The sequence below is a fragment of the Clostridium sp. 16K-1-R1 genome (assembly GCF_023921145.1).
GTDB classification, from domain to species: Bacteria; Bacillota; Clostridia; order Clostridiales; family Clostridiaceae; genus Sarcina; species Sarcina perfringens.
Map to the genome: position 1 here is coordinate 203265 of NZ_CP046515.1, position 23332 is coordinate 226596.

At 26.7% G+C, this 23332-nt stretch carries 25 protein-coding genes and 1 riboswitch; of the genes, 24 read left to right on the forward strand and 1 reads right to left on the reverse strand.

All coding sequences use genetic code 11. The features are described from left to right. Positions 1-5: 5 nt before the first annotated feature. Entirely contained in the window at positions 6-317 is a 312-nt protein-coding gene (locus tag GOM42_RS00920) for a hypothetical protein (RefSeq protein ID WP_110077527.1), read from the forward strand. Positions 318-638: 321 nt separating this feature from the next. Here GOM42_RS00920 and GOM42_RS00925 read toward each other — a convergent pair whose 3' ends face one another. Continuing rightward, complete coding sequence (locus GOM42_RS00925; RefSeq protein ID WP_003466836.1) at positions 639-1130, reverse strand: hypothetical protein; 492 nt, start codon at positions 1128-1130, stop codon at positions 639-641. A gap of 235 nt (positions 1131-1365) precedes the next feature. Here GOM42_RS00925 and GOM42_RS00930 point away from each other — a divergent pair, with 235 nt between their 5' ends. The 23 genes from GOM42_RS00930 (at position 1366) to GOM42_RS01040 (ending at position 23280) form a co-directional block, all read left to right on the forward strand. Further along, the gene (locus tag GOM42_RS00930) at positions 1366-1671 is read left to right on the forward strand and encodes a DUF960 family protein (RefSeq protein WP_110077529.1); all 306 of its coding nucleotides are present in this window, start codon (positions 1366-1368) and stop codon (positions 1669-1671) included. Positions 1672-1682: 11 nt separating this feature from the next. Next, positions 1683-2039 carry a hypothetical protein gene (locus GOM42_RS00935; protein ID WP_061429365.1) on the forward strand — a complete coding sequence of 119 codons (357 nt, stop codon included), beginning with the start codon at positions 1683-1685 and terminating at the stop codon, positions 2037-2039. A 677-nt stretch (positions 2040-2716) separates the two neighbouring features. Continuing rightward, entirely contained in the window at positions 2717-2980 is a 264-nt protein-coding gene (locus GOM42_RS00940) for a Mor transcription activator family protein (protein WP_061429357.1), read from the forward strand. Between the two features lie 27 nt (positions 2981-3007). Next, the gene (locus tag GOM42_RS00945; RefSeq protein WP_110077530.1) at positions 3008-3310 is read left to right on the forward strand and encodes a hypothetical protein; all 303 of its coding nucleotides are present in this window, start codon (positions 3008-3010) and stop codon (positions 3308-3310) included. 24 nt (positions 3311-3334) lie between these two features. After that, on the forward strand, positions 3335-4195 hold the full coding sequence (locus tag GOM42_RS00950; protein ID WP_110027822.1) for a hypothetical protein: 861 nt from the start codon (positions 3335-3337) through the stop codon (positions 4193-4195). Positions 4196-4589: 394 nt separating this feature from the next. Next, positions 4590-5981: a phage/plasmid primase, P4 family gene (locus GOM42_RS00955; RefSeq protein ID WP_252597680.1), complete on the forward strand. Its 1392-nt coding sequence runs from the start codon at positions 4590-4592 to the stop codon at positions 5979-5981. Positions 5982-6240: 259 nt separating this feature from the next. Continuing rightward, positions 6241-6783, forward strand: a complete 543-nt coding sequence (locus GOM42_RS00960) for a hypothetical protein (protein ID WP_075857454.1) — start codon at positions 6241-6243, stop codon at positions 6781-6783. Between the two features lie 187 nt (positions 6784-6970). Then, positions 6971-7114, forward strand: coding sequence for a hypothetical protein (locus GOM42_RS00965; RefSeq protein WP_004455699.1), 144 nt, complete (start codon positions 6971-6973; stop codon positions 7112-7114). Positions 7115-7165: 51 nt separating this feature from the next. Next, the gene (locus tag GOM42_RS00970) at positions 7166-7648 is read left to right on the forward strand and encodes a hypothetical protein (RefSeq protein ID WP_055227696.1); all 483 of its coding nucleotides are present in this window, start codon (positions 7166-7168) and stop codon (positions 7646-7648) included. A 143-nt stretch (positions 7649-7791) separates the two neighbouring features. Beyond that, positions 7792-9495: a recombinase family protein gene (locus tag GOM42_RS00975; protein WP_252597681.1), complete on the forward strand. Its 1704-nt coding sequence runs from the start codon at positions 7792-7794 to the stop codon at positions 9493-9495. 128 nt (positions 9496-9623) lie between these two features. Continuing rightward, positions 9624-10577 carry a hypothetical protein gene (locus GOM42_RS00980; RefSeq protein WP_146257400.1) on the forward strand — a complete coding sequence of 318 codons (954 nt, stop codon included), beginning with the start codon at positions 9624-9626 and terminating at the stop codon, positions 10575-10577. Further along, positions 10570-10743 carry a hypothetical protein gene (locus GOM42_RS00985; RefSeq protein WP_158024731.1) on the forward strand — a complete coding sequence of 58 codons (174 nt, stop codon included), beginning with the start codon at positions 10570-10572 and terminating at the stop codon, positions 10741-10743. Before GOM42_RS00980 ends, GOM42_RS00985 begins: the two co-directional genes overlap by 8 nt. A gap of 316 nt (positions 10744-11059) precedes the next feature. Beyond that, positions 11060-11380, forward strand: coding sequence for a hypothetical protein (locus GOM42_RS00990; RefSeq protein ID WP_110077534.1), 321 nt, complete (start codon positions 11060-11062; stop codon positions 11378-11380). A 253-nt stretch (positions 11381-11633) separates the two neighbouring features. Then, positions 11634-12158, forward strand: a complete 525-nt coding sequence (locus tag GOM42_RS00995; protein ID WP_110077535.1) for a cysteine hydrolase family protein — start codon at positions 11634-11636, stop codon at positions 12156-12158. A gap of 452 nt (positions 12159-12610) precedes the next feature. Beyond that, complete coding sequence (locus tag GOM42_RS01000) at positions 12611-13075, forward strand: hypothetical protein (RefSeq protein WP_252597682.1); 465 nt, start codon at positions 12611-12613, stop codon at positions 13073-13075. A gap of 763 nt (positions 13076-13838) precedes the next feature. Beyond that, a complete protein-coding gene (locus tag GOM42_RS01005; RefSeq protein WP_011590083.1) occupies positions 13839-14399 on the forward strand; it encodes an RNA 2'-phosphotransferase in 561 nt (186 codons plus the stop codon). A gap of 274 nt (positions 14400-14673) precedes the next feature. Further along, positions 14674-14757, forward strand: a riboswitch (cyclic di-GMP riboswitch). A 61-nt stretch (positions 14758-14818) separates the two neighbouring features. Continuing rightward, positions 14819-16996 (forward strand): SpaA isopeptide-forming pilin-related protein, encoded by a 2178-nt coding sequence (locus GOM42_RS01010; RefSeq protein WP_110077537.1) that lies wholly within the window; start codon positions 14819-14821, stop codon positions 16994-16996. A gap of 3 nt (positions 16997-16999) precedes the next feature. Further along, positions 17000-18568: a SpaH/EbpB family LPXTG-anchored major pilin gene (locus tag GOM42_RS01015; RefSeq protein WP_110077538.1), complete on the forward strand. Its 1569-nt coding sequence runs from the start codon at positions 17000-17002 to the stop codon at positions 18566-18568. Between the two features lie 163 nt (positions 18569-18731). Continuing rightward, positions 18732-19580, forward strand: coding sequence for a class C sortase (locus GOM42_RS01020; RefSeq protein WP_110077539.1), 849 nt, complete (start codon positions 18732-18734; stop codon positions 19578-19580). A 68-nt stretch (positions 19581-19648) separates the two neighbouring features. Next, positions 19649-20560, forward strand: a complete 912-nt coding sequence (locus GOM42_RS01025) for a DUF2935 domain-containing protein (RefSeq protein WP_003457567.1) — start codon at positions 19649-19651, stop codon at positions 20558-20560. 474 nt (positions 20561-21034) lie between these two features. Further along, positions 21035-21712 carry a VTT domain-containing protein gene (locus GOM42_RS01030; protein ID WP_110035114.1) on the forward strand — a complete coding sequence of 226 codons (678 nt, stop codon included), beginning with the start codon at positions 21035-21037 and terminating at the stop codon, positions 21710-21712. Between the two features lie 283 nt (positions 21713-21995). Continuing rightward, positions 21996-22652 carry a DUF4352 domain-containing protein gene (locus tag GOM42_RS01035; protein WP_011590087.1) on the forward strand — a complete coding sequence of 219 codons (657 nt, stop codon included), beginning with the start codon at positions 21996-21998 and terminating at the stop codon, positions 22650-22652. A gap of 76 nt (positions 22653-22728) precedes the next feature. Continuing rightward, positions 22729-23280 (forward strand): NADAR family protein, encoded by a 552-nt coding sequence (locus GOM42_RS01040; RefSeq protein WP_110077540.1) that lies wholly within the window; start codon positions 22729-22731, stop codon positions 23278-23280. The last annotated feature ends 52 nt before the right edge of the window (positions 23281-23332 follow it).

Below are 23332 nucleotides of genomic sequence, written 5' to 3' on the forward strand. Positions count from 1 at the left end.
ATAGTATGTCTAAAAAGGTTGAAGAGGAAATAATAAAAAGTACTAGGTACTGTAATCTTCTAAGACAAGCTAGTCTAAAAGATGAAGATTACACATACTGCATAGAAAAGATTTTTGTTAAATCTATGAATCGGTATGAAATAAGATTCGCTGTGTACAAAGATACCGTAAGGGGTGATGATATCTATGTTCCAAGAAGTTTAGATGTAACTGAATTAGAGTTGATGGAGTTAATAAAGAAGTCTATTAAAGAGAAAGTATTTTCAGATGATTTCATAGATATGTTGAAGCAAGAATTAAAAAAAATTAATAAATAGATATATTAGAATGAAGAAATAAAAGAAAGATATATATATCTTTCTTTTATAATATTTAAATTTTAGTTCTAGCATTTCCAAAAACATTGCCAAACTTCTTTATAAGAAAAAGTTTTCTTGCAAAAAGTAACATATATAAAAAATAATGTGAAGATAAATCCCCAAAATATATTTGAAAAATCTAGTGACTTATTTAATGGAAAATAAAATGCTAACTGAATTATTATTAAAAACATAAAAACGACTAAAAAATATTCTTTATCTGTTTTTAATTTTTCTAAATTAAACCATAAAAATCGTTTCAAAATTTCAACCCCTTATTTAAATTGGTAATAATAGCATAATAACGTTTGTTATAAACCAATTAACATTTTCAGGCATTCCCATTGCTCTAAATACTCTATGGAAGAAATCTTCTACACTATCTGAAATCCCAATAAAGGTATCAACTAAATTAAAGAATGCATCGAATTTAAAATATTTTTTCATCCAATTAGGTAATCTGCTATAAACTACTTGCCAATTCCCTTTTAACCACTTTACTGCAGTTTTTATAGCTTTTGTTACAGCACTTCTTTCTCTTATTCCTTCGCTATAATCAGTACTATAGTCAATATTAGGTCTTATAGAGTCTGCAATATCTTCTGCACTATAAGTTATTCCATCTACAGTTATAGAGTTAGAATAAGTAGTATTAATATTTTTTAAATTTCTTTCATTAGCATAGGCTGTCAATGAAGGCGAAAAGACACTGGTACATATAGTACCAGTAAGTGCTAATATTGTTAATCTTGATAATAATTGTTTTTTCATGATTTATTCCCCCTAATTTCATATATTTTATGAGAAAATAATACAAAAAATTATAAAAATTTACAATATGATTGGTATAACTGGTCATATTTTATGCATAATTGGATAAATAGAAAAAATAAAAATAAACAAAAAGTAAATTTAAAATTAATAAATTTTAAAGTGAGAATTAAAATAGCTACTTAATTACAAGAAAAGTAATTAGGTAGCTTTATTTATTTTAAGGAGGATTAAGATGTTTAAGGAAGAGAGCAGATATATAACGAGAGGAGCTAATGAAAAGTTAGATTTAAGATTACAACTTATACTTTGGAGCATGATTGATAAATTGAATGAGAAAGGTAAGGAATTAGACTACTTACAAGTTTTTAAGATAAGAAAATGTGAAGAAGGAATTGTAATTGAACATAGTCAAGAAGTTCCAGAGTATAAAGAAAAGTATGTTATAGATTTAGAAAATATAGAGGTTAATGGAAACATAAAAGTTTTCGTTATAGATGATTATAAATACTCAACTATGATGTTAGCAGAAGAATATTAGGAGGTAATAAGATGAAAGAACTAAGTAAAGAAAAGTCTTTTGAGTATAGTTCTAAGGAACTACTTGGAGTAATGCGTTTTGATTTCTATGATGGAGGGCTTGCTAATCAATGGAATCCTAGAGATTTAATAATCGAGTTAAATGATAAAAAGGAAATAGATTTAAAGAAGTTGCAGAAAGAATTAAACTACATTCAGTTTGATTTAATAAAGAGTTTTGATACTGTAGTAAGTTTTTGTAATGGTAGAGGATATGATAATGAAACATTAGTCTACATAGATTTAGAAGTTGCTAAGTATGTAATCAAATTAGTTCCTGTAAGAGATAGTTACTCATATATTTATACATATTTAAAGGAGGTGAGATAGATGGATATTATAACTGTAATAAAAGTAGTTGGTACTATATTAACAGTTGTTGCTACTTCAATAGAAGCAGTAAATAATAAGTAAAAATATAAGATAAGTTAAAAAAGCTATATAATGATAGAGAGAAATTGAGCAAAAAGCAACAAAAACACATCAGAAAACAGAGATTTTTTAGATAGTGAAGAAAAGTAGCCATTAGATTAAAAAAGCTCAAAAAAGGGCTAAACAAGTTGTTTTTAAATTGAATAAGTAGGCAACCAAAAGTTTTAGGTCACTAATTTACTTAAAAATAAAAAAATTAAAAAGATAAAACATATAAATAATGGAACTTGGAAAGAGGGAACTCGGAACTCTAAAGGAGTGACGGGGGGATAGGGGGGCTAAAGCCTTAATAAAAAAATAAATAAAAATAAAAAAATATAATCAGAATAGAGAGAAAAAAAGAATAAAAAATAAATAATAAATATATACAATTAATAATAATAATTAAATTATATATAATACCAATAAATAAAATTAAAAGAGTTAATGTTTCTATATTTTAGGAGCATTAACTTTTTTTATATTAAATTTAAAATTAATTTTCAGTAAGTTTTCAATGATTTTTTCAATGAATTATTCGCATGAATAATCATTTTAAAGTAGCTATTATTTTTTATGGGAGGTGAAGTTAATATATGGATATTCAAAAAGAGCATTTTAATGGAGTGTATTCTACTATTTTTGAACATATGGGTGAAAAAGTTACAAGAGAAATACATAGTGTATTTGGAGGTCAACAATTTAATTTTCCTAAGAAATTATACTCTAAAGAATATGTAATTAAATATTTACAAGAGAATTACAATGGTAAAAATGTAAGAAAATTAGCTAAAGAATTAGATTATTCAGAGAGATGGGTTCAATCAATAATAAATAGAAATAATATTAAAATTAGATAAAAATATTGGAATTAGGGAGGTAATTTGATGAATATTTTTGATGCTGGAGGATTAACAGCGTTAATTGCACTTATATTTACATTAATATTAGGAACGGGGTTTTTTATTCTAATTAATAATATTTTTGAGATATGGTATTTAGGATTTGGAGCAATGGTTGGTGAGTGGCTTCTATGTTGTGCTGTAGGTGCTTTCATAGTTAATTGGATGAGTGGATTAATTGGAGGAATATTTACAGTATTATGGATTTTGATAAAACTAGCTATAGTTATAGCAGGTTTATTTCTAATAGGTTCTTTTATTTATTCTAAAATTAAAGGGGAGAAATAATTTAATAAAGGGGGAGCTAAGTATATGAATAAGAAAAATAAGTCTATAATAATAGGATTAGTTGTTCTTATACTATTATTTATAGGAGGAATTATAGGCAAAAGAATCAATGAAGAAAATGCAGTAATAAAGAAAGCCGAAGTAGCTATTAATAATGGTGATTATGATAATGCAAGGGATATATTATATACTGTTGTTGATGGAAATAATAAAAAAATAGATAAATTATGGAATGTGGTTGTTAGTTACCAAAAGGCTCAAAGTTCAGGAGTAGATTCTGGATTGAAATATCTTAATGAAATTGATAGCAGTTATAAAAAATATGATAGATTAAAAGATGATGTAGACAATCTAAAAAAAGAATTGTTAAATGTTAAAAAAATAAGAAAAGAATTTTTAGTAAAAATAGAAGAGGTTAAAAGCTTAATTGAAAAAGGAGAATATGAACAAGCAGAAGAATTAAGTAAAGAAACATCAGAATGGCAATATATAGAACAAGCAGATATAAATACTATGTATGACTTACACGTAAAAGCTAGTGAATTGTTATCTAATCAAAGAAAAGATAATTATGCTAAAGAAGAGGCTGAAAGAAAAGAAAAAGAAGCTTTAGAAAAAGAGAAACAAAATAAGTTGAAGATTGAAACAGACGAGAATAACTTTTCAAAAACAGTAGCACAAGAAATGTTAGATAAAATGAATGCTGATAATGGAAATACACGTAATTTCTATGAGCTATCATCAGATTTAAATATAGATGAAACTGGTAAAAAGTATTTTGATGTTGTAGCTAAAGATAAGGATTGGATAAAGTTTGATGATAATACAATATTAGCGAAATATAGATTATATTCTAATGGAGAGTTAGTAGAAATACAACAATAAAAAAAAGAGGATTGAACCTCTTTTTTTTTACAAAAATGAGAAATATCAAGTAAAACTGCGAAATTAAAAGTTGGAAGAAAATTTCCAATAGTATATTTAAGGATTATTTTAAATAATAAATACAAAAAAAGTAATAAATTAGGAGATTTTTAAGCAAGGAAGTCTAGGAGGAAAAAAGATAAAAAATTTTAAGCCTAGACTTCCTAGACAGGATAAAAATTTAAAAAAAGTAAATTAAAGTTAAAAAATAAAATTTATAATTTCTTGGAAATAGCTGAAAATGGCTTGAAATAGCCAAAAATGATTTTGGCGTTTTTAGTTTATTTAGTGTATCATAACAAGCGTAGAAGCGATTCATTACCTTACTTAATAAAGATAAGTGAGGAGAAAATGTATGTTAGAAGATGAAAAAATCATAGAGTGTGAAGAAATGGGGATAGAGTTTTCAAAGAAAACTGGAAAGGTAAAATCCTTTAATCCTAATAAATTTGCCACTTTTACAGCTAAAAAATTACAAATTATCTATAATAAGGATTTGTTTTATGTATATAACGATGGCATATGGAATAAGATTTCTGATATGTACTTATTTCAGAAATTAAGAGGTAAGCTACAAACTTATTCGGATAATATATGGTCTTTGAAAAATGAAAAGGAATACATAGGAGCTTTAAAAAGAATAGTATTTTTTGAAGAGGAACTTAACTCTAACAAAAGATATATAAATCTTAGAAATGGTATGTTTGATTTAAACACATATAGCCTAATGGAACATAGACCTGAGTTTTACAGTAGTATTAGAATACCTGTTGATTACAATGAAGAAGCTGAATGTCCTAATTTCATTAGATTTCTTAATCAATGTTTTAATGGTGATGAAGAAGCTATAAATCTTGCACAAGAGTGGGTTGGATACATTTTAACAGCAGAAACAAGAGCACAAAAAGCACTAATCTTGTACGGCTTAGGAAAAAATGGTAAAGGTGTTTTCATTGATATCATTAGTGAACTTATTGGTCAAGAAAATATTTCAAGTATACCAATGAATGAACTTAGTAGACCATTTTCTAGAGTATGTATATATGGAAAGTTAGCTAACATTAGCAACGAGAATGAGTTTAATGGGGCTTCTCTTAATACTCAATATTTTAAGGCTATAGTTGGTGAAGACATAATAACTGCTGAACAGAAAAATAAACCTGTAATTCAGTTTAAGCCTACTGCTAGAATGGTATTTTCAACAAATAATCTACCTCATACAAATGATGGAGGTTATGCGTTTATGAGAAGATTATGTATGCTTCATTTCAAAAATGTAGTTAAAGAAGAAGATAGAGATTTCTATTTAAGAGAAAAACTAAAAGAAGAACTTAATGGAATATTTAATTGGGCTTTAGTAGGTCTAAGGAGATTAAAAGAAAATAATTTTAGATTTTCTGAATGCAATAGTTCCAATAAATTACTTAAACAGTATGAAATGGAACTTAATCCGATGATACTATTCTTTGAGCAATGCGTTGAAAAAGAACATAGTGACCATAGAGAAGATAATAGAATAATCTACAATACATACAAAAGCTGGGCTAGAGCTAATGGAATGGAAGGACAAGCTAAAATAAGTGTTCAAAAGTTCTGGAGGAAATTTGATGCTTATGCTAAGTCATTAGGATATGAATGTGAAAGTAAGAAATCAAATTCATTTAGATACCATACTGGAGTAAAAATAGTTGGATGTTTTAGGATTTCATTAGATGATTCTAGAATATTTGGACAACTAGGTGGCTAATTGGTGGCTAAGATAAAATGCTGAAATTTAGATGTACCAACAACTAGGGCTAAAGGACTAAGAAAATTCATGAAACATCAAAAAGAAGATGTTTCATGAATAATAAACTGAAAGGAGGTGGTAACATATGCGTCCATACGTCCTAGACCACATAAATCAATAGAATAGACTTGAGACTAAGAGACTGAGAAAAGGACTGAGTGAGTCCTAAAAGTGAGGTAATGAATAAATCAAATAATAAGTAAAAGGAGATTAAAAAATGGCAGTAGTAAAAAGAAGAACAAAACCAATAGACATCTTTAAAAAGATGAGCGAGGAAGATGAAAGAAAAGAAATACAAAACCAAGAAATAGTAGAAGAAACAATAGAAGAAACAATAGAAAAAATTGAGGAAGTAATCCAAGAACAACAGTACAATTTAGAAAACTTTAAGGCTTCTAAGTCTAAACAGAAAAGTGTAATAAGAAGTAATCAAGGAGTAGTTACTATAATAAACACTGAAAAAAATGGTAAAAGGATTGTTTTTCCAAAGGATGTCATGGAGGAGTTAGGGAATCCACCTAAAATATTAATTTCATGCTCAGATAATGCAATTGCTGTAGGAGAAAAATTACCAGACAATCAAAACTTTTTAAGTATAAAATACTCTAAAACAAAAGGGACTATATATTCTGCTGGTACAGTAAATGAGCTAACTGAAATGTATCAATTAGATTTTAGAAACAAAACTTCAATTACATTTTTAGAAGTTAAATATACTACATACGAAAATCATAAAGTAGCGATAATAACTATAGATTAAGTGGGAGGTAATAATATATGGATGAATTAACAATAGACGATATAGTTGAAGCAATAACAGAGATAATAAGCCTATACATAATAGCTTCAAAAATAGATGAGTTAAAAGAAAATTAGAAAATCTACTAAGCATTGAACTTATATAGTTCGGTGCTTAGTGAAATTAAATGATTTAGGAGGAGTACATAATGGAGAGCAATAGAAAAATAGAGAAGATAAGATTAGAAGATTCAATAATTCAAATATGTGAGAATAGGACAAGCATAAAAGAACAAGAAGAAATAATGAATAGTGAATGGTTCATAAATTGGATTAAAGAAAATAACCAATAAAAAATAATCAATAAGTAAGCAGAAAATAGAAAAATAAAAGGAGAGATAAATATGGCAATCATAAAGAAAGATGGAGTAAGTGTAAAAATAGAAGAAGGATATAAGAAATGTAAAATAGTAAGCTGTGAATTTAATGACAAAAAGATTGTTAAGGGTAAAGTTTTTGAGCAAGGATATATAACTTTTGAAATAGAGAATGGAACATCAATAAAACAATACATGCTTATAGCCCCTTGGACTACATACTTATTTTATAAATTAATTAAAGCTATTAAAGGAAGTGATTTTAATGTATATGATGAGTATGAAAAATTTAATATGAATGAATTAATAGGTGCTGAAGTTGTAATAGAATTAAAAATCGAAATTAAAAATGGTGGAGAATATATGAATGTTACTAATGTTTATAATATCGAAGATGGTGAAATTATTATAGAACATGACAGAAAGTTAAAAGAAGAGAGATATTCAGAAATGGAAAAAAATAATATGATTAGCATGGAGTACATAACTAACAAGGTAGAATCTCTTTAAGCAAAATAGAGCTTTAAAAATTAATAAAGGTTTAGAAGTTATCTAATATATTGGGTAACTTCTAAATAATCTAATTATTAAATGATATAAAAATAAAAGTTAAGTATATATTATAAATTTGATTAGATATTAGGAGGAGTTCTATGGGATTTAAGAAATTGGTTAATGATATAAAAGTTGAGAAAAGAAGGGAATTAATTGCCATATATTGCCGGGTGAGTACTGAAGAACAATCTGAGAACGGTTACAGTGTAGATGAACAAGAAAGATTACTAGAAGAATGGTGTAAGAAGATGGGATATGTAATCTATAAATGCTATTCTGATAGAGGAATAAGTGGAAAAAACATAAAAGATAGACCAGCATTAAAAGAACTTTTAAGTGATGCTAAAGCAGGAAAGTTCGATATGGTTATATCTTGGAAGATAAATCGTATAAGTAGAAAGTTAGAAGATGTTTTAAAGATTGTAAATCTATTAGAAAAAAACAATATAACATTCAAATCTTATTCAGAACCTTTTGAAACAGATACACCAGCAGGAAGAATGCAATTTCAAATGATGGCTTTAATAGGAGAGTTTGAAAGGGGGACTATTGCACAGAACGTTAAGATGGGGATGATTGCAAAGGCAAAATCTGGAAATTGGTGCGGTGGACGAGTCTTAGGATATGACTTAGTACCAAATAACTCACCAGAAGAAGAAAAAAAGGGGAAAAACAAACTAGAAATCAATGAAAAAGAAGCCGAAATAGTAAGATTTATATTTAATGAATATAGTAAAGGAAAGGGATATAAAGCAATAACTAATAAAATGAATAAATTAGGATATAAAACTAAAAAGGGAAATAACTTTTCAGTAGGAAGTATAAGAGATATACTAACTAATCCAGTATACATAGGAGAAATAAGATATAATGTAAGACAAAATTGGAGTGAGAAAAGAAGAAGGAATATAAATCCTAATCCAATAAGAGTTAAAGGAAAACATGAAGCTATTATAGATAGAGAGCTATGGGATAAAGTTCAATTAATTTTAGAAAGTAAGAAAGGAAAGCCCTCAAGAATATATGATGGAGAATATCCATTAACGGGAATACTAAGATGTCCTAAGTGTGGAGCTGGCATGGTGATTTCTAGGACAACCAATACATTAGCAGATGGTACTAAAAAGAGAATAGCTTATTACTGTTGTGGTAATTGGAAGAATAAAGGAACTTCAGTTTGCAATAGTAATACAATAAGAGTAGATAAAGCTAATGAACATGTATTTAAAAAGATTGAAGAACTAGTATCTAATGAAGCAATGATTAAAGCAGTTGTTAAAAACATTAATAAGGAAAGAAAAGATAAAGTTAAACCAGCTAAAAGATTGTTAGGTGACATAGATAAGGAGCTAGAAAAACTGGACAAAAGAAAACGAAAAATCTTTGAAGCATATGAGGATGACATCTTAACTAAAGATGAGTTTCAAACTAGAAAGAATGAACTAAATGAGAAAATCAGAATTTTAGAAGAAGAAAAGAAGCCGTTACTAAACACAATTTCTGAGGAGGTAAGTGAAGAGATACCATATGAGTTCATTAAAGATATACTTATGAATTTCAGTAAAGTATTAAATAGTAGTGTAAGTAGAGAGCAACAGAAAAAGTTACTACATATGATAATATCTGAAATAACAATGAATGAATCAAGAGAAATAGACTCAATAAAACTTAATATAAATGATAAGCTAGTTGAATATCTAGTAAAAGAAGGAGGAGTACCTATTAAGGGTATTCCTTCTTCTTTTATGTTAAAAAATATTGGGTTGAAGGTATTGGATTTAGATATTGCTATTATAGGATAAATAAAAGTAATTAGGAAATAAAAATTTAAATACTTAATTATCATTATTTAGTATTTTATTAAAAATTATAGTTAAATTTGATATAATAGAAAATATAGGAATAAAATACTATGAATATGGTGGGGGTTATGGAGAAAAAAATATTTAATGTAAAAAATAAAGAATTAAATCATATGGATAAAAAAGATATAGAGAAGATAAAAGATATATTTATTAAACCAATAGCTGATATAGTTAACGTTGTAGAAGAATATAATAAAGATGTTGAACCAATTTTAAAAGTTATTATTCCAGAAGAATTTATAGAAGAGTTGAAAATTGGAAACCTAAAATTGATGGAAAGTAAGGCAGGAGAAATATTACCTAATATAGTAGATAGCAAAAATAAAATAATAAAACAAGTTAAATTAGAAGAAATAAAAGAAGGTTTAGATGACAAAAAATTAGATAAATTAGGGGAGTATGCAACAGAACAAAAACTAGATGCTATCAAAGAACAATTAGAATGTATTATGTGTGTAGTAGAAGATATTGAAAGAGGTCAAAGAAATGATAGGTATGGTAAGGTCGATGGAGCTATAAAAACGATAAAACAGTCTTTTTACGAAGTGGATTCAGATAGAAAAAATAGATTACAGGATGGAGCTCAGATAGAAATAAATGAAGCTATAGAGGTAATAAAGAAAGAAATTAAAGATGGGTTGAACTTTTTTAAGGAATGGGAAGAAAGGAATTTTTTACAAAAGAATATTGGCAGTGTTAAGTTTTCTACATGGAATATAAGTAGAAAGTTTAATAAACTTTGTGAAGATTATCTATATTTAAAGCGTGCAAAAATATCTTTGATAGAGTTAAAATTAAGTCAAGGTATGGATAAGTATAAGATTGATTTAATGATAGGGGATTTAAATGAAATAGATATTCAGCTAAAAGAAAGAAAGATATCAAATTGGCTAGCTCCAAGATGTAATAATAATGAGTGGCAGTATAGGTTGTTGGATAAGCTTAAATATAATAATGAACTAATAATAGAATATAATATAAAAGATTTTATAGAGGGAGGGGATAATAATTATGAATAATACTTGTAAGAAAAAAGGTTGTAATAATGAAGCATTAAATGGAAGTAAGTATTGTAATTATCATCAATCAAAAAGAGAAGATACTAAAAAAATGATTATAAATGGAGCTAGTGCTTTAGCAACCTTTGTAATAGCAATAGCATTAAAAAAACCAGGAAAGAAATAGATAAAAATTTCATTTGATAATGACACAAAAAAACTAACAATAAATGAGAGTGTGAGGAGGGAGTATCTATAAATGATAATTCTTCTTCTTTTTCTATTGAGAAATGTTGGTGTTAGTGTATTGAGTTTAGAGGTTAGAATATAAATACTATTATTAATCTGAAAAATATTGAAAAATAAAAAAATATATTTGTATAAGTACATTTTTTAGGAGGTAATTGATAAATGATAAGACATTTAACAAGTAAATCTAATTATGAAAGTATTATAAAAGATGGAGTCATAAAACCTAGAAAAAAAAAGATAGAGATTTTGGAGTGGTATCATTTGAAAAATTAAATGAAAATAATATTTTAGTAAATATAATTAGGGAAGAAAAGAACTTAAAAAAAGAAGAACAAGTAGTAGCTATTTTAATTGATGATGAAGAGTTAATTAAAGAAGGGTTTAATGTATATTATACAGATTCAAGTTTAATTGCTAATAGACAAGGGTCTAGATATACTACTAAGTATGAAAATATAACTAGATTTGGAGGAAATGAATTAAATGATGACTATATTAATATAGGAGAATATGTTCATGTTGAAGGAGAAATACCTATAAGTTTTATAAAGGATGTTAAGTTTTACTATTAAAAACCTCACTTAATACTGATACGGAGAACCATACCATAAATAAGTATGGTTTTTACTAAAATTGGATAATGAAAAAGTAGTTATAAGTAATTAAGCTGTTGTAAAATAACAACTTGATATATTTATTTAAAATGGAATAATACGTAATAATAAAAATATTAAGTAATAAATAAATGTATTATATATGAATTAATAATTTTTCTGATAATATATAGATAAATGGGAATTTGATGAAATAATGGAGAGTACATAAATGGTTTTATTAGTGGTTGATACACAAAAATTATTAATAAATAGTAAATTATATAATTTTGAAAATTTTATTATAAATATTAGGGATTTAATTAATACATCAAGAAAAAATAACATTGAAGTATTATATGTAATACATGATGATGGAGTAGAAAGTGATTTAATAAAAGGAAAAGATGGATTTGAAGTTTACGAAGAATTTAAGCCTATGGAACAAGAAAAAGTGTTTGTAAAAAATGTAAATAGTTCATTTAGAGGAACTGGTTTGTTAGAATATTTAAGAGAAAAGGGTGAAAAAGATATAATTGTTGTTGGACTTCAAACTGATAAATGTATTGATGCTACCATAAAGTGTGGTTTTGAACATGGATTTAATATGATTGTACCAAGCTATGCTAACTCAACTGTTGATAATGAGTTCTTTAGTGGAGAGCAAAGTTATAAGTATTATAATGAATTTATGTGGAATGATAGATATGCTAAATGTATTTCTATTAATACGGTATTTAATATGTTGGAACGCTAAATAGAGTATATTTAATGAATAATTTTAATCTATTACGAAATAAATCTAAAATATAAATATATATTATAGTTAAGAATAATATATTTAATAAGATATTACTTATAATAAACTTCTATGTGTAATTAGATTACATATAGAAGTTTTTATATTTTAGGGAGGATTAATGATGTAGTAAAAGAAGGAGGAGTACCTATTAAGGGTATTCCTTCTTCTTTTATGTTGAGAAATGTTGGGTTAAAGGTATTAAATTTATATATTGTGTTATAGAGGAATAGTAGCAATGAAAAGATTATAATATTTAGGTTCGTATATTGGGTATATAGTATAATTTTATTATACATATGTAATATGTAAATTTTAATTTGTATAGAGAATAGTTAAGAAATTAATTATTTGAGAAGGAGTAAAAGATGGATTATAAATATTATGAACGCAAAATTAATGATGTAATATTGAAATGTCCTATCGAGGCTGGGGTTGAGATACTTGTTTATAATGTGATTGATAGTACCATAAAATCAGACAAGCTGTCACTTGTAGATATTAACCGTCTTCGTAAAGATAGAGATGAAAGATTAACAACGGATGCAGGTATTCCAGATATGGCAGTTTTATCTGAAGATTTTAAGTATCGTATGGATATTGGAAAAGTATATGGTTTTATAGAAGTAAAAGCAACAAATAAGTCTCTTTCTGAAACAATTCAAGTAGAAGAACAGAAAAAAGGGATTTCACATTATTTGTACACAAATGGATTAGTTTGGAAGTATTTTAAAGATGGAAATTATAAATGGGAAGTAATATTGGCATATTCAGAAAGTAAAGAATGCAGAACAGATCACTCACAAGCTATATCTATAAATAAGAATAGATTTAATACACTTATAGATAAACTAGAAGATATTAATTGGGTATAATAAATAGATTTAAGGTTTTATCAAATTTAACTAATAGTTGAATTTGATAAAACCTTATTTAATACCAATACAGAGACCGTACCATAAATAACTGAGATTTTTGCTAAAATTATAAATAAAAATATGGTTATAAGATATTAAGATTAGTACTTAATTTTTATTTTCTAGCGATTTTTCAGTAGTGGTTATAGCTGACAAAGAAGTTTCTAGGTTAGTACTAATCTTTAAATTACATATTAAGTGGGTAAAATATTTAAATTTTGCTTATATTTTATAATATAAAAGAGCTATTATTTTAATATTTTATCCTTTAGTGACGGAGTTGTGACGTATTTTTGACGGAGTTGAAACCTGAGTTTTTCTAGTGATATCAATGGTTTTGACGGAAGTGACGGACTTTTTCCTTTTCTGTAGTATACAGAAAAAAATAAAAAAATATATAGATAAAAAAATATATAGTATACATGTATACATAGAAATAGAAAAAAGTCCGTCAAAGTCCGTCATAGGTCCTTCTAAGTAAGTTATATCAAGGGTTTAAGGCATGTGACGGATTTATAAAAGTCTGGTACAAGTCTGTCACAATACTTTTAGAGATTAAATTTACATGGGCTAAGCAGTAAAAAAGATTCTATTTATGATAGAATTTTCTTATTAAGAAGAGAATCCTATGAATAATGTAAAATTTATTTTTGGAGATAATTTTGTTATTCTTTATTAGGATAAGTTAGAAATATCATAGGAGAGTAAGGGGATTGGTGGAATGAAAAATAATGATTCAAAGATAAGTAAATACATAAGTTTAATACTAAGACATAAGCCAGAAGAAATAGGATTAAAACTAGATGAGCATGGATATTTAGGTGTATTAGATTTGATAGAGGGGCTAAATAAGTCCTATGAAGGATTTAGCATGGATGATTTAGAAAGAATAGTTAGAGAAGATTCAAAGGGTAGATATTCTTTCAATGAGGATAAGAGCAAAATAAGAGCTAATCAAGGTCATTCAATTAAAGTAGATCTAGGCTTAGAGCCTATTAAGCCACCAAAGGTTCTATATCATGGTACTGGAAGAAAATATTTAGAGTCAATTTTGAAAAATGGACTTATAAAGAAGGAAAGAAATTATGTTCATTTATCAAAGGATATAGAAACTGCAAGTATTGTTGGAAAAAGACATGGTGATTTAGTTATTTTAGAAGTAGATTCAGAGAGTATGTTTAATGATGGAATTAAGTTTTATTTATCTAAAAATAATGTATGGCTTTGTAATTATGTTCCAAAAAAATATATTAAGGAATTAAATTTAGAGGAAGTTTTTTAAGGATATTTTAAATTTAAAATATAAAATTAGCGTTAAAACCTTGATAAAACCCTATATTAAAAGTGTAAAAAAATCAAAATTTATTTATTAAATTAATAAAATATATATGCAAAATATATTGTTTTAAAAATAAAAACTTAATATAATTAACAAATAATATTTGCTGTAAAAAATGTTTTTTGACAGTTTTTTTAAAATACTGTAACATACAAATACAAATTGAAAATTAAGTGTTAAAAAGTAATGAATTTTAAGAAATAATTAGTAAATATTAAAATGTTATAGAAACGTTGATGTATATTCTGTATTTGGGCATCTGGAATATGCTGAGTTAGTGATGCAACCGACTATATTTATAAAAAGTTATAAATATAGTCGGTTTTTTATTTTCCATTTTTTAAGAGAGGAGGGCTTATTTTATGAAGAATAGTAAAAATTTCAATATATTTACCTTATGGTCAGTTGTTATTTCTATGATAGTAATTATGATCTTCCCTGGAAGCATTGTTTTAGGAGAAGAATCAAAATCAGTTCAAAATGATGGGGCTGTTGAAATTACAAGCACTACTTTTGAGAGTAATACTGTGGCTAAAGACATAAGCAATAATTTAAGAATTGACTATAAGATTTTGAATAAAGATAAGCTTAAAGATGGTGATAAAATTGTTATCAGTTTGCCAGATATATTTAAAGACATAGAGCCTAAATGTCCTGATCAGCATTTTAAGGATTTTGATGTTAAGGATGGAGTGGTAACTTTAACCTTTAATGAAAATGTAGAAAAAGCTGTAACAGGATATATGATTATAAGATTTGTGGGAAATAGCAATATTAGAAAGGGAGTAAGTTACCCAATTAGTATTGATTTAAATGGAAAGCCAAGCACTGTTTATATAACAGGAGAAGAATATTCCCATCCTAGTTCTGGTGGACAATACCCTCTTATGTATAAGACTGCTGATTTACCAACAGCTGCTACAGATAAGGAGCAAGGAAGAGAGTATTATGGAGAGATAGTAGACAGGAATAAACCTATAAAATATTTTGTGGAAATAAATTTAGGTGATGGAGTAAATCCAAATACAAGAAGTTATTTAAGTAATGCTGATTTTTTTGATAATATTCCAAAGGGCATGGCTTTAGATGTAAATAGTATATGCATAAAAAGAATGGGTTACTATGATGAAAGAAGTAGTGATGTTACCAAGGACTTTTGGGAGAGTAATAGAATAAAGGCTGATACCAAACATTTAGAAATAAATTTTGGTGACATAAGATATGAGAGATATACAGTTATTTATGAAACTCGTATTACTTCTACTGAAAGTGGATATTTAAATGATGCTAAATTATATTATGATGATGATAAAGAGTTGCCTTCAAAGCATTATTCAAAGTTATCAAAGGATGCAGGAGCATTAAATGTTTATAAATATGTTGATAAGACAAAAGTTAAAAATAATCCTAATGACCAAAAAATTAAATATGATATTAAGTTTGATTCCTATGGATACTTTTTTAAGGATACTTTAAATATTATTGATAAATTAGATCCTAGACTAAGTGATATTAAGATTACGGCTACAGATCAATTTATAACTGATTTTGATGAAAACACAAAGGAATTAGTTATTAAAAATAGTAATGGAGATATAGATGCTAAAAAGCCAGCATATATCACCATAGAAGCAAGTATGAAAAATGTAGGGCCAGGGGAAGTAGTAAAAAATATTGCATATGTAAATGGAAATCCAACTAATGAGGTTTCAACTAGAAAGAATCCTATAGTGGAATTTATTCTATCTGCTGAGTATGATGATCCAAGCTTACTTGAAGGAGCAGTTTTTAAGTTAACAACTAAAGAAGGGGAAACTGTTAGAGATATTTACAATGAAGAAATAAAAACGTTTACATTTGAAAATGGAGAGCCTGTAAGCTTTGAATTACCTGATGGAGTGTACAATTTAGAACAAATAAAAGCGCCAGAGGGATATGAGCTAAACAAAACTCCTATTCAGTTTATTGTAAATGAGGATAGTAAGGTGGTTAAGGTGCCATGGGAAGGAAATCCTATAAAGACTACTGTAAACTTAGCAATACATAAAATAAATGAAAAGGGAGTGCCTATTTTAGGTGCTAACTTTAAACTATTTAAAGAGGAAAATCCAAAAAAACCAATAAAATTTGCTTATAATAAAAATTTAAAAGTTTATGAATTAGATCCAATGGGGGGCGGAAAGTTAATACCATCAAAAGATGGTGCCTCTTTTAAAATCAACAATTTGCCTTATGGAAAATACATATTAAAAGAGGTTAAGGTTCCTAAGGGATATAAATTAAGTGATGATATTTATATAACTCTAGATTTTGAAGAAAGTTTTTATAGAGTTGGAAAAGAAGGTAAAAAAATAATTTTAAATAAAAATACAGAAACAAATACATATGATATTTCAGTTGAAAATGTTCCAAGAATAATACTACCTGAAACAGGGGGCAGTGGAACTTCTAAGTTTTCATTCATTGGAATTACACTTTTAGCAGCTGTATTAAGCCTAGTTAGTACTACAGAATTTGTTTTAAAAGAAAGGGAGAATTAATAAATGAAAAATAATATATTAAAAAAGTTTAGTTTTATAATGGTGTTTATATTTGTTTTTATTACAACATCAATACCTGTATTTGCGGCTACGCCATCAATTTCCAAAGATGCTCCTATTAAGGGAAGTATCACAATATCAAAAAAAGGTGCTACCTTTACTGCATATAAGTTATTAGATGCAACTAAAAGTGGGGATGCATATGAATACTCAGTAAATAGTGATTTAAAAGACTTCTTTAATAATTCTAATTATGGTTCTTATAGCCAAGAATCAATTCAAAAATTAAATGGAGAAGAAGTAAAAGAGTTTGCTGTTAACTTACATAAATATATTCTTGATAACAAAAAGAGTGGACAAGAACTTACAGATGGACAAAAAAATACTGTTGACTTAGGTTATTACCTAGTTACAGAAACTTCAAGTGATTCAGAGGGGGCAGCAGTTGCTTCAACACCTATAATAGTTTCAGTTCCTCAAGTTTCAGGAGATTCATGGAATTATGATGTAACTATTAATCCAAAGGATAACACTCCTATATTAGAAAAAAACATAGTTAAAGAGAATCAAAGAGTTAAAACTTCATCTGAGAATATTGGAGATGTTGTTAAATACGAAGTAAAAGCTTCTATACCAGTTTATCAAAAGAATGCACAGAATATAATGTACAAATTTACTGACACTATGAGCAAGGGATTAACATATGATGAGAAAACTGGCTTTAAGGTGACTTCAGGAGATAAAGTTTTTGCTAAGGATACAGATTATACTGTAGATGTAAAAAAACAAGAAGATGGATCAACAGTTATTACAATAAACTTTGTATATGAGAATATAAAAGCTTATGCAGAGACTGGAATAACTTTAAATTACCAAGCTACATTAAATAATGAGGCCGTTCTTAGCACTCAAGAAAATGTGGGAAACACTAACAACATACAATTAGATTATACTAATAACCCATATGTTAAGGATAGTTATAAGAAATTAACTGATAAGGTTACTACTTATACTTGGGGATTGGGTATTACAAAGGTTGATTCAGAACTTAATTCTAAGCTTTTACAAGGTGCTGAGTTTTCAATAAAAGATGAAAGTGGAAAGACAGTAGCTAAATATACATATGATGAAAAAGGACAAGTGGTTTCTTTAAGTGGAAATGGGGTAACTAACTCAAAGGGAATTACAACATTCCTAGGCTTAAAAGAAGGAAAGTACCTTATTACAGAGGAAGTAGCTCCATCTGGATATAGCTTATTAAAAAATCCAGTAGAAGTGACAATTACAGCTAATAAAGATGAGTCTGGAAATTACACAGGAGCTGCAACTATAGAGATTTCTAATGGAAATAAAGCAGGACAAATAATAAATGATATTTCAGAGAATGATGGAAATATATTATTTAATGTTCAAATAGAAAACCATGCTGGATTTTCTCTTCCATCAACAGGGGGATTAGGAAACACAGGATTTATAAAAATAGCTATTATCTTATTAAGTATAGTTTGTGTTTTAGCTATACTAGGACTTGGCTACGCTAAATTTGAAAATAGCAGAAAAACTAAGAACTAAACTTAAAAATAGACTTAAAAATTAAATATAGAGCATATAAATAAAAACTTCTTTTTAATTTAAATTATAAAAAGAAGTTTTTTTATGACATGAGGATTTTCGTCTTTTAGGTTAATTAAACTTTAGGAGGTGAGTTGGTGCATATCAAAATAATCTATAATTAATGAACTTTGATATAGCACTAGATTTTTTGAAAAGGCTAAAAAAAATATATTTTTCTATTTTAATTTTGATTACACTTATTGCTCTAGGATTTTTGTTATATCCTAGTTTTTCTAATTACATAAATAATAAATTTGCAGTTTCTACAATTTCTGATTATACAGAGAAGATAAATAATGTTAAGGATGAAGAGGTTGATGATTTAATAAAAAATATTAATAAGTATAATTATGATTTATTTAATGGAACTGCTGAAAATGAATTGCCAGATTGCTTAAATATTCATGAAGGGGATGTCTTAGGGTACATAGAAATTCCTAGTATAAATATTAAATTACCTATATACTATGGAAGTTCAGTTGATATTTTAAAAAAAGGTGTTGGAGTTTTAGAGGGGACATCACTTCCTGTGGGAGGGGAAAATACTCATTCAGTTTTATCAGCTCATACTGGATTAGCAAATCAAAAACTTTTTACTGATATAGACAAGCTAAAAGATGGAGATGTTTTTTATTTACATATTTTAAAAAAGGATCTTGCTTATAAAGTGAATCAAATAAAAGTTGTTCACCCAGATGAAATTGATGACCTAAAAATATCAGAGGATAAGGACTATGTAACTTTACTAACTTGTTATCCTTATGGAATTAATACTGAACGTTTATTAGTAAGGGGAGAGAGAACTGATTTAAGTGAAAGGACTGAAGTGCAGGTTCAAAAGGAAATAAGTACTTTTAATCATTCAAATGAAAATTTAATACTAATAGTTATAATATTAATTTCAGTGCTAATAATTATTTTCTTATTGTTTTTAATTATGAAATTTAAAGGGAAAAATAAGAGTAGATAACTATGCACTTAAGAACACAATTATTCCTTTAAGAGTATAATATATAAAAAATTAAATTGGAGAATATTATGATATCTAGAGAAAAATATGTTACCTCATCATTAGAATTACATCTTTTTTTTATGAGGGTTATGAAAGAGCATGCCATATTTTTAGAGGCAGGACTAGGACCTAAGAATTCAAAACTAGCTAAGGAACTTGATAAGTGCAAGGGAAATCTTGAAAAACTTTTATTTGATGTAGTTAAACTAAGTAAGGGAAGGGTTAGACAATCCATAGTAGATTCAGGAGAAGTCTTTACAGATTATACTTTAGAGACAGAAAAGAAAACAGAGCATTATACAGGAATCAATATTAATTCTAAAATAACAACAATGGAAAAGGATTTAATGTGTGCTCCTAAAAAGGGTATTGATTCTAAAGTGGCAAGCTGTGTAAAAGATATTAACAATAAGGCTATTAAATTAATAGATGAATTAATAGATCTTAAGATGAAAATTTTAGATGATGTATTATGTTGTAAGATTTTCACAAGTAATTATCCATCACTTGTTGAACATACCATAGAAGAAGCTAAATTATATCGTTCATATATAGATGATATTGAGTGCAATAGAGATATAGATGAGGTGAATATTAGCAAGACAGAAGCTTTTTGGAATGAAATTATGATGGAACATTCACTATTTATAAGAGGTTTATTAGATCCAAGTGAGTATGAATTAATAAATACTGCTCATGAATTTGCCTTTGAGTTTAATGAATTAATTCAACAACTAAATAATGTTACCAATGTGACAATAGACAATGTTACTCATGAAACCTTAAAGGAAACAACTAGGTTAAGAGATTTCAAGGAAGAGGGTACAAAGGGAATAATGAATTGCAATATAAAATCCTTAATATTACCACTTCTTTCTGATCATGTTTTAAGAGAGGCAAATCATTATATTAGAATATTAAGATGCTATGAAAAATAGACTTGATTTTTTATAGTAAAATTTTATAATTTAAAGAATTTAAAGTTTTTTATATATTTAAATAGAATTATTAGAAGATGTATCAAAAGTTAATGATAAAACTTACAGTAATATTGAGCTATAGGGTTCTATAAATATTTTTGTAGGTTTTATTAAAAGATATTTTGATATATCTTCTTTTTTTATGATAATTTGATATTAAATAAGAATGTAATGTAAATTTAAGATTATTATAATATATAAGTTTAAGATTATAGGTTATAATGTATGTAAAAAATTGCAAGTGATTTACATAAAAAAGAGTTAATATGGTTAAAGTTAGATTATATATAATTTTAATTTATATTAACTTTAGAAAATAATTTTATTTTAAATAGTTCTTTGTTTTAGAAAAATAATAGATAGAATAAATACTTATTTAAAATAGAATTTAAAAACTATTTAAGGAGGAAAATTTAAGATTTAAGTTTATTTATGAAGAAGAAGAGTTTAATAATTTTAAGTATAATAGTTTTAATATTTGTATGTATAACTCTTTATTTAACTAGAGAGCATATAATGGTTTTTTATAAATTAATTACTAATGGTGAAGTTGTAAAGAGTTATCTTGAAAGGTTTGGTCCTTGGGCAGCAGTAATATTTTTTGTATTTCAAATATTACAGGTTGTTATATTCTTTATTCCAGGAGAGGTTATACAAGCTGCTGGGGGATATATATTTGGTGCCTTAGGAGGGAGTTTACTTTCCTTTTTCGGCATAGCAGTTGGATCTGCAATATTATTTTACATATGTCAAAAGTTTGGAAAGAAGCTAGTACAAAGATTTGTACCTAAGGATATGTATGATAAATTAGAAAAGATTTTAAATAGCCCTAAGTTTAAGCTTATATTGGTAATACTATTCTTTTTACCAGGAGCACCTAAGGATTCACTTATTATGGTTTGTGCCTTAAGTAACATAACAATAGGACACTTTATAATATTCTCTATGATAGGAAGAATACCAGCCTTAGTTGCATCTTCTTTTATGGGAGCAAACTTAGCAGAGGGTAATATTGTAGGAGTAATAATTATTGGTGTAATAGCCTTAATAGCTTGTGCTTTAGGGGTTATATTCAGAAAAGATGTCTTTAAGTACATGGAAAAACTTTAATATTTTATTTAAATGGAGATTTATAAAAATTCATATATAAAATTTATAATTTTGTATGAGAGTTTTTAAATAACTCCATTTTTTTTATATTACTTTAAGTTAATATTATTTTTTAAGAAACATTATAAGAGTTTATTAATTACAAGTATTATTTGAAATTAAGTTTTAAAATATAAAAATATTTTAATGATAGGGGGGTTATATGTATTAAAGAAAAATTAAATGGTTAATATTGTAAATATGGATATTAAAATATAATTTATGATTTAATCTTGGAGGTAATATGAATAAAGAAAAGTTAAAATCAGTATTTACAAGTAAAATAGCCATAGGAATAATTTGTTTTATTATTGGAGGAATTGCTTTAGGAAACAGCAATTCAGGAGTTAATTTAACTAAAGAAAGATATGACCAATTATTAGAGTTTGAAAAGGTTGCTCTTCAAAAAGAGGGTGAGGCAGTTGAAACTCTTAATGAAGAATTAACTGAAGAAAATTTGGACAATAAGATAAATGAAAAAACTGAAGAAGATAAAAGACCATTAAGTATTGGAGAAACGGCTTATATAAATGATGAAAATGGAGTTAAATCAATGGCCATAACCATAGATAATGTAAAACTTACAGATGAAAGAAATCAATTTTCTGAAAAAGAAGCAGAAAAGGTTGTTGTAATAGAATATACTTACGAAAATATAGCAGACGAAGAAAACTTATATGTATTTGATAGTAATTTTAAAGTTTATGATGCTTCAGGAAATGTTTTAGAAACATACCCAGCTGGTGCTGAAAAATATCCTCAAGCTATTAGTAAGGGGAAAAAGTGTACTGCTAATATGTCATTTGCCTTAAACAATGAATCAAATAATTTAGAAATAGAATTTTATGATAATATGTTCAATGGAAAGGCTTCAGAGGTCTTTAATATAAGTGCTGAGTAGAAGTTATTTTAAGAAAAAAGTCTATTTAAAGTTTTATAGTTAATTTAGAATATAAGTAAGGTAAGGGGGAGGTATTATGAGATATTCTGTAGAAGGTGTTTGCGAGAAGTTAAAAAGTGGAGAGAAACTAGAGGTTTTATTTTTCTGGGGACATACAAAAAATAAAAATGGGAAAATAACTAAGGCTTGTTTTAGCCAATGGTACCTTTCTGATTTCACAGTTAATGGAGTTTTGTATAACTGTGCAGAGAAGTATATGATGGCTGAAAAGGCAAGGTTATTTAAGGATTATGAAACCTTAGAAGAAATATTATCTGTTGAAAATCAAAAAGAAATAAAAGACTTAGGAAGAAAGATTAAAAACTTCAATGAAGAGCTTTGGAATAGAGAAAAATATGAAATTGTTAAGAGTGGAAATTTAGCTAAGTTTTCTCAAGATGAAAATCTTAAGGAGTTTTTATTAAGCACAGGAGATAAAATAATAGTTGAAGCAAGTCCATATGACTCTATTTGGGGAATAGGAATGGGTGCAAAGGATGAGAATATAGAAGACTCTACAGCTTGGAAGGGAGAAAATCTCTTAGGTTTTGCTCTTATGGAAGTAAGAGACTTGCTAAATACAATGTAAAAATCTTTAAAGAAAAAATTTTAATATGTTTCTTTTATTAAAATTTAGATAG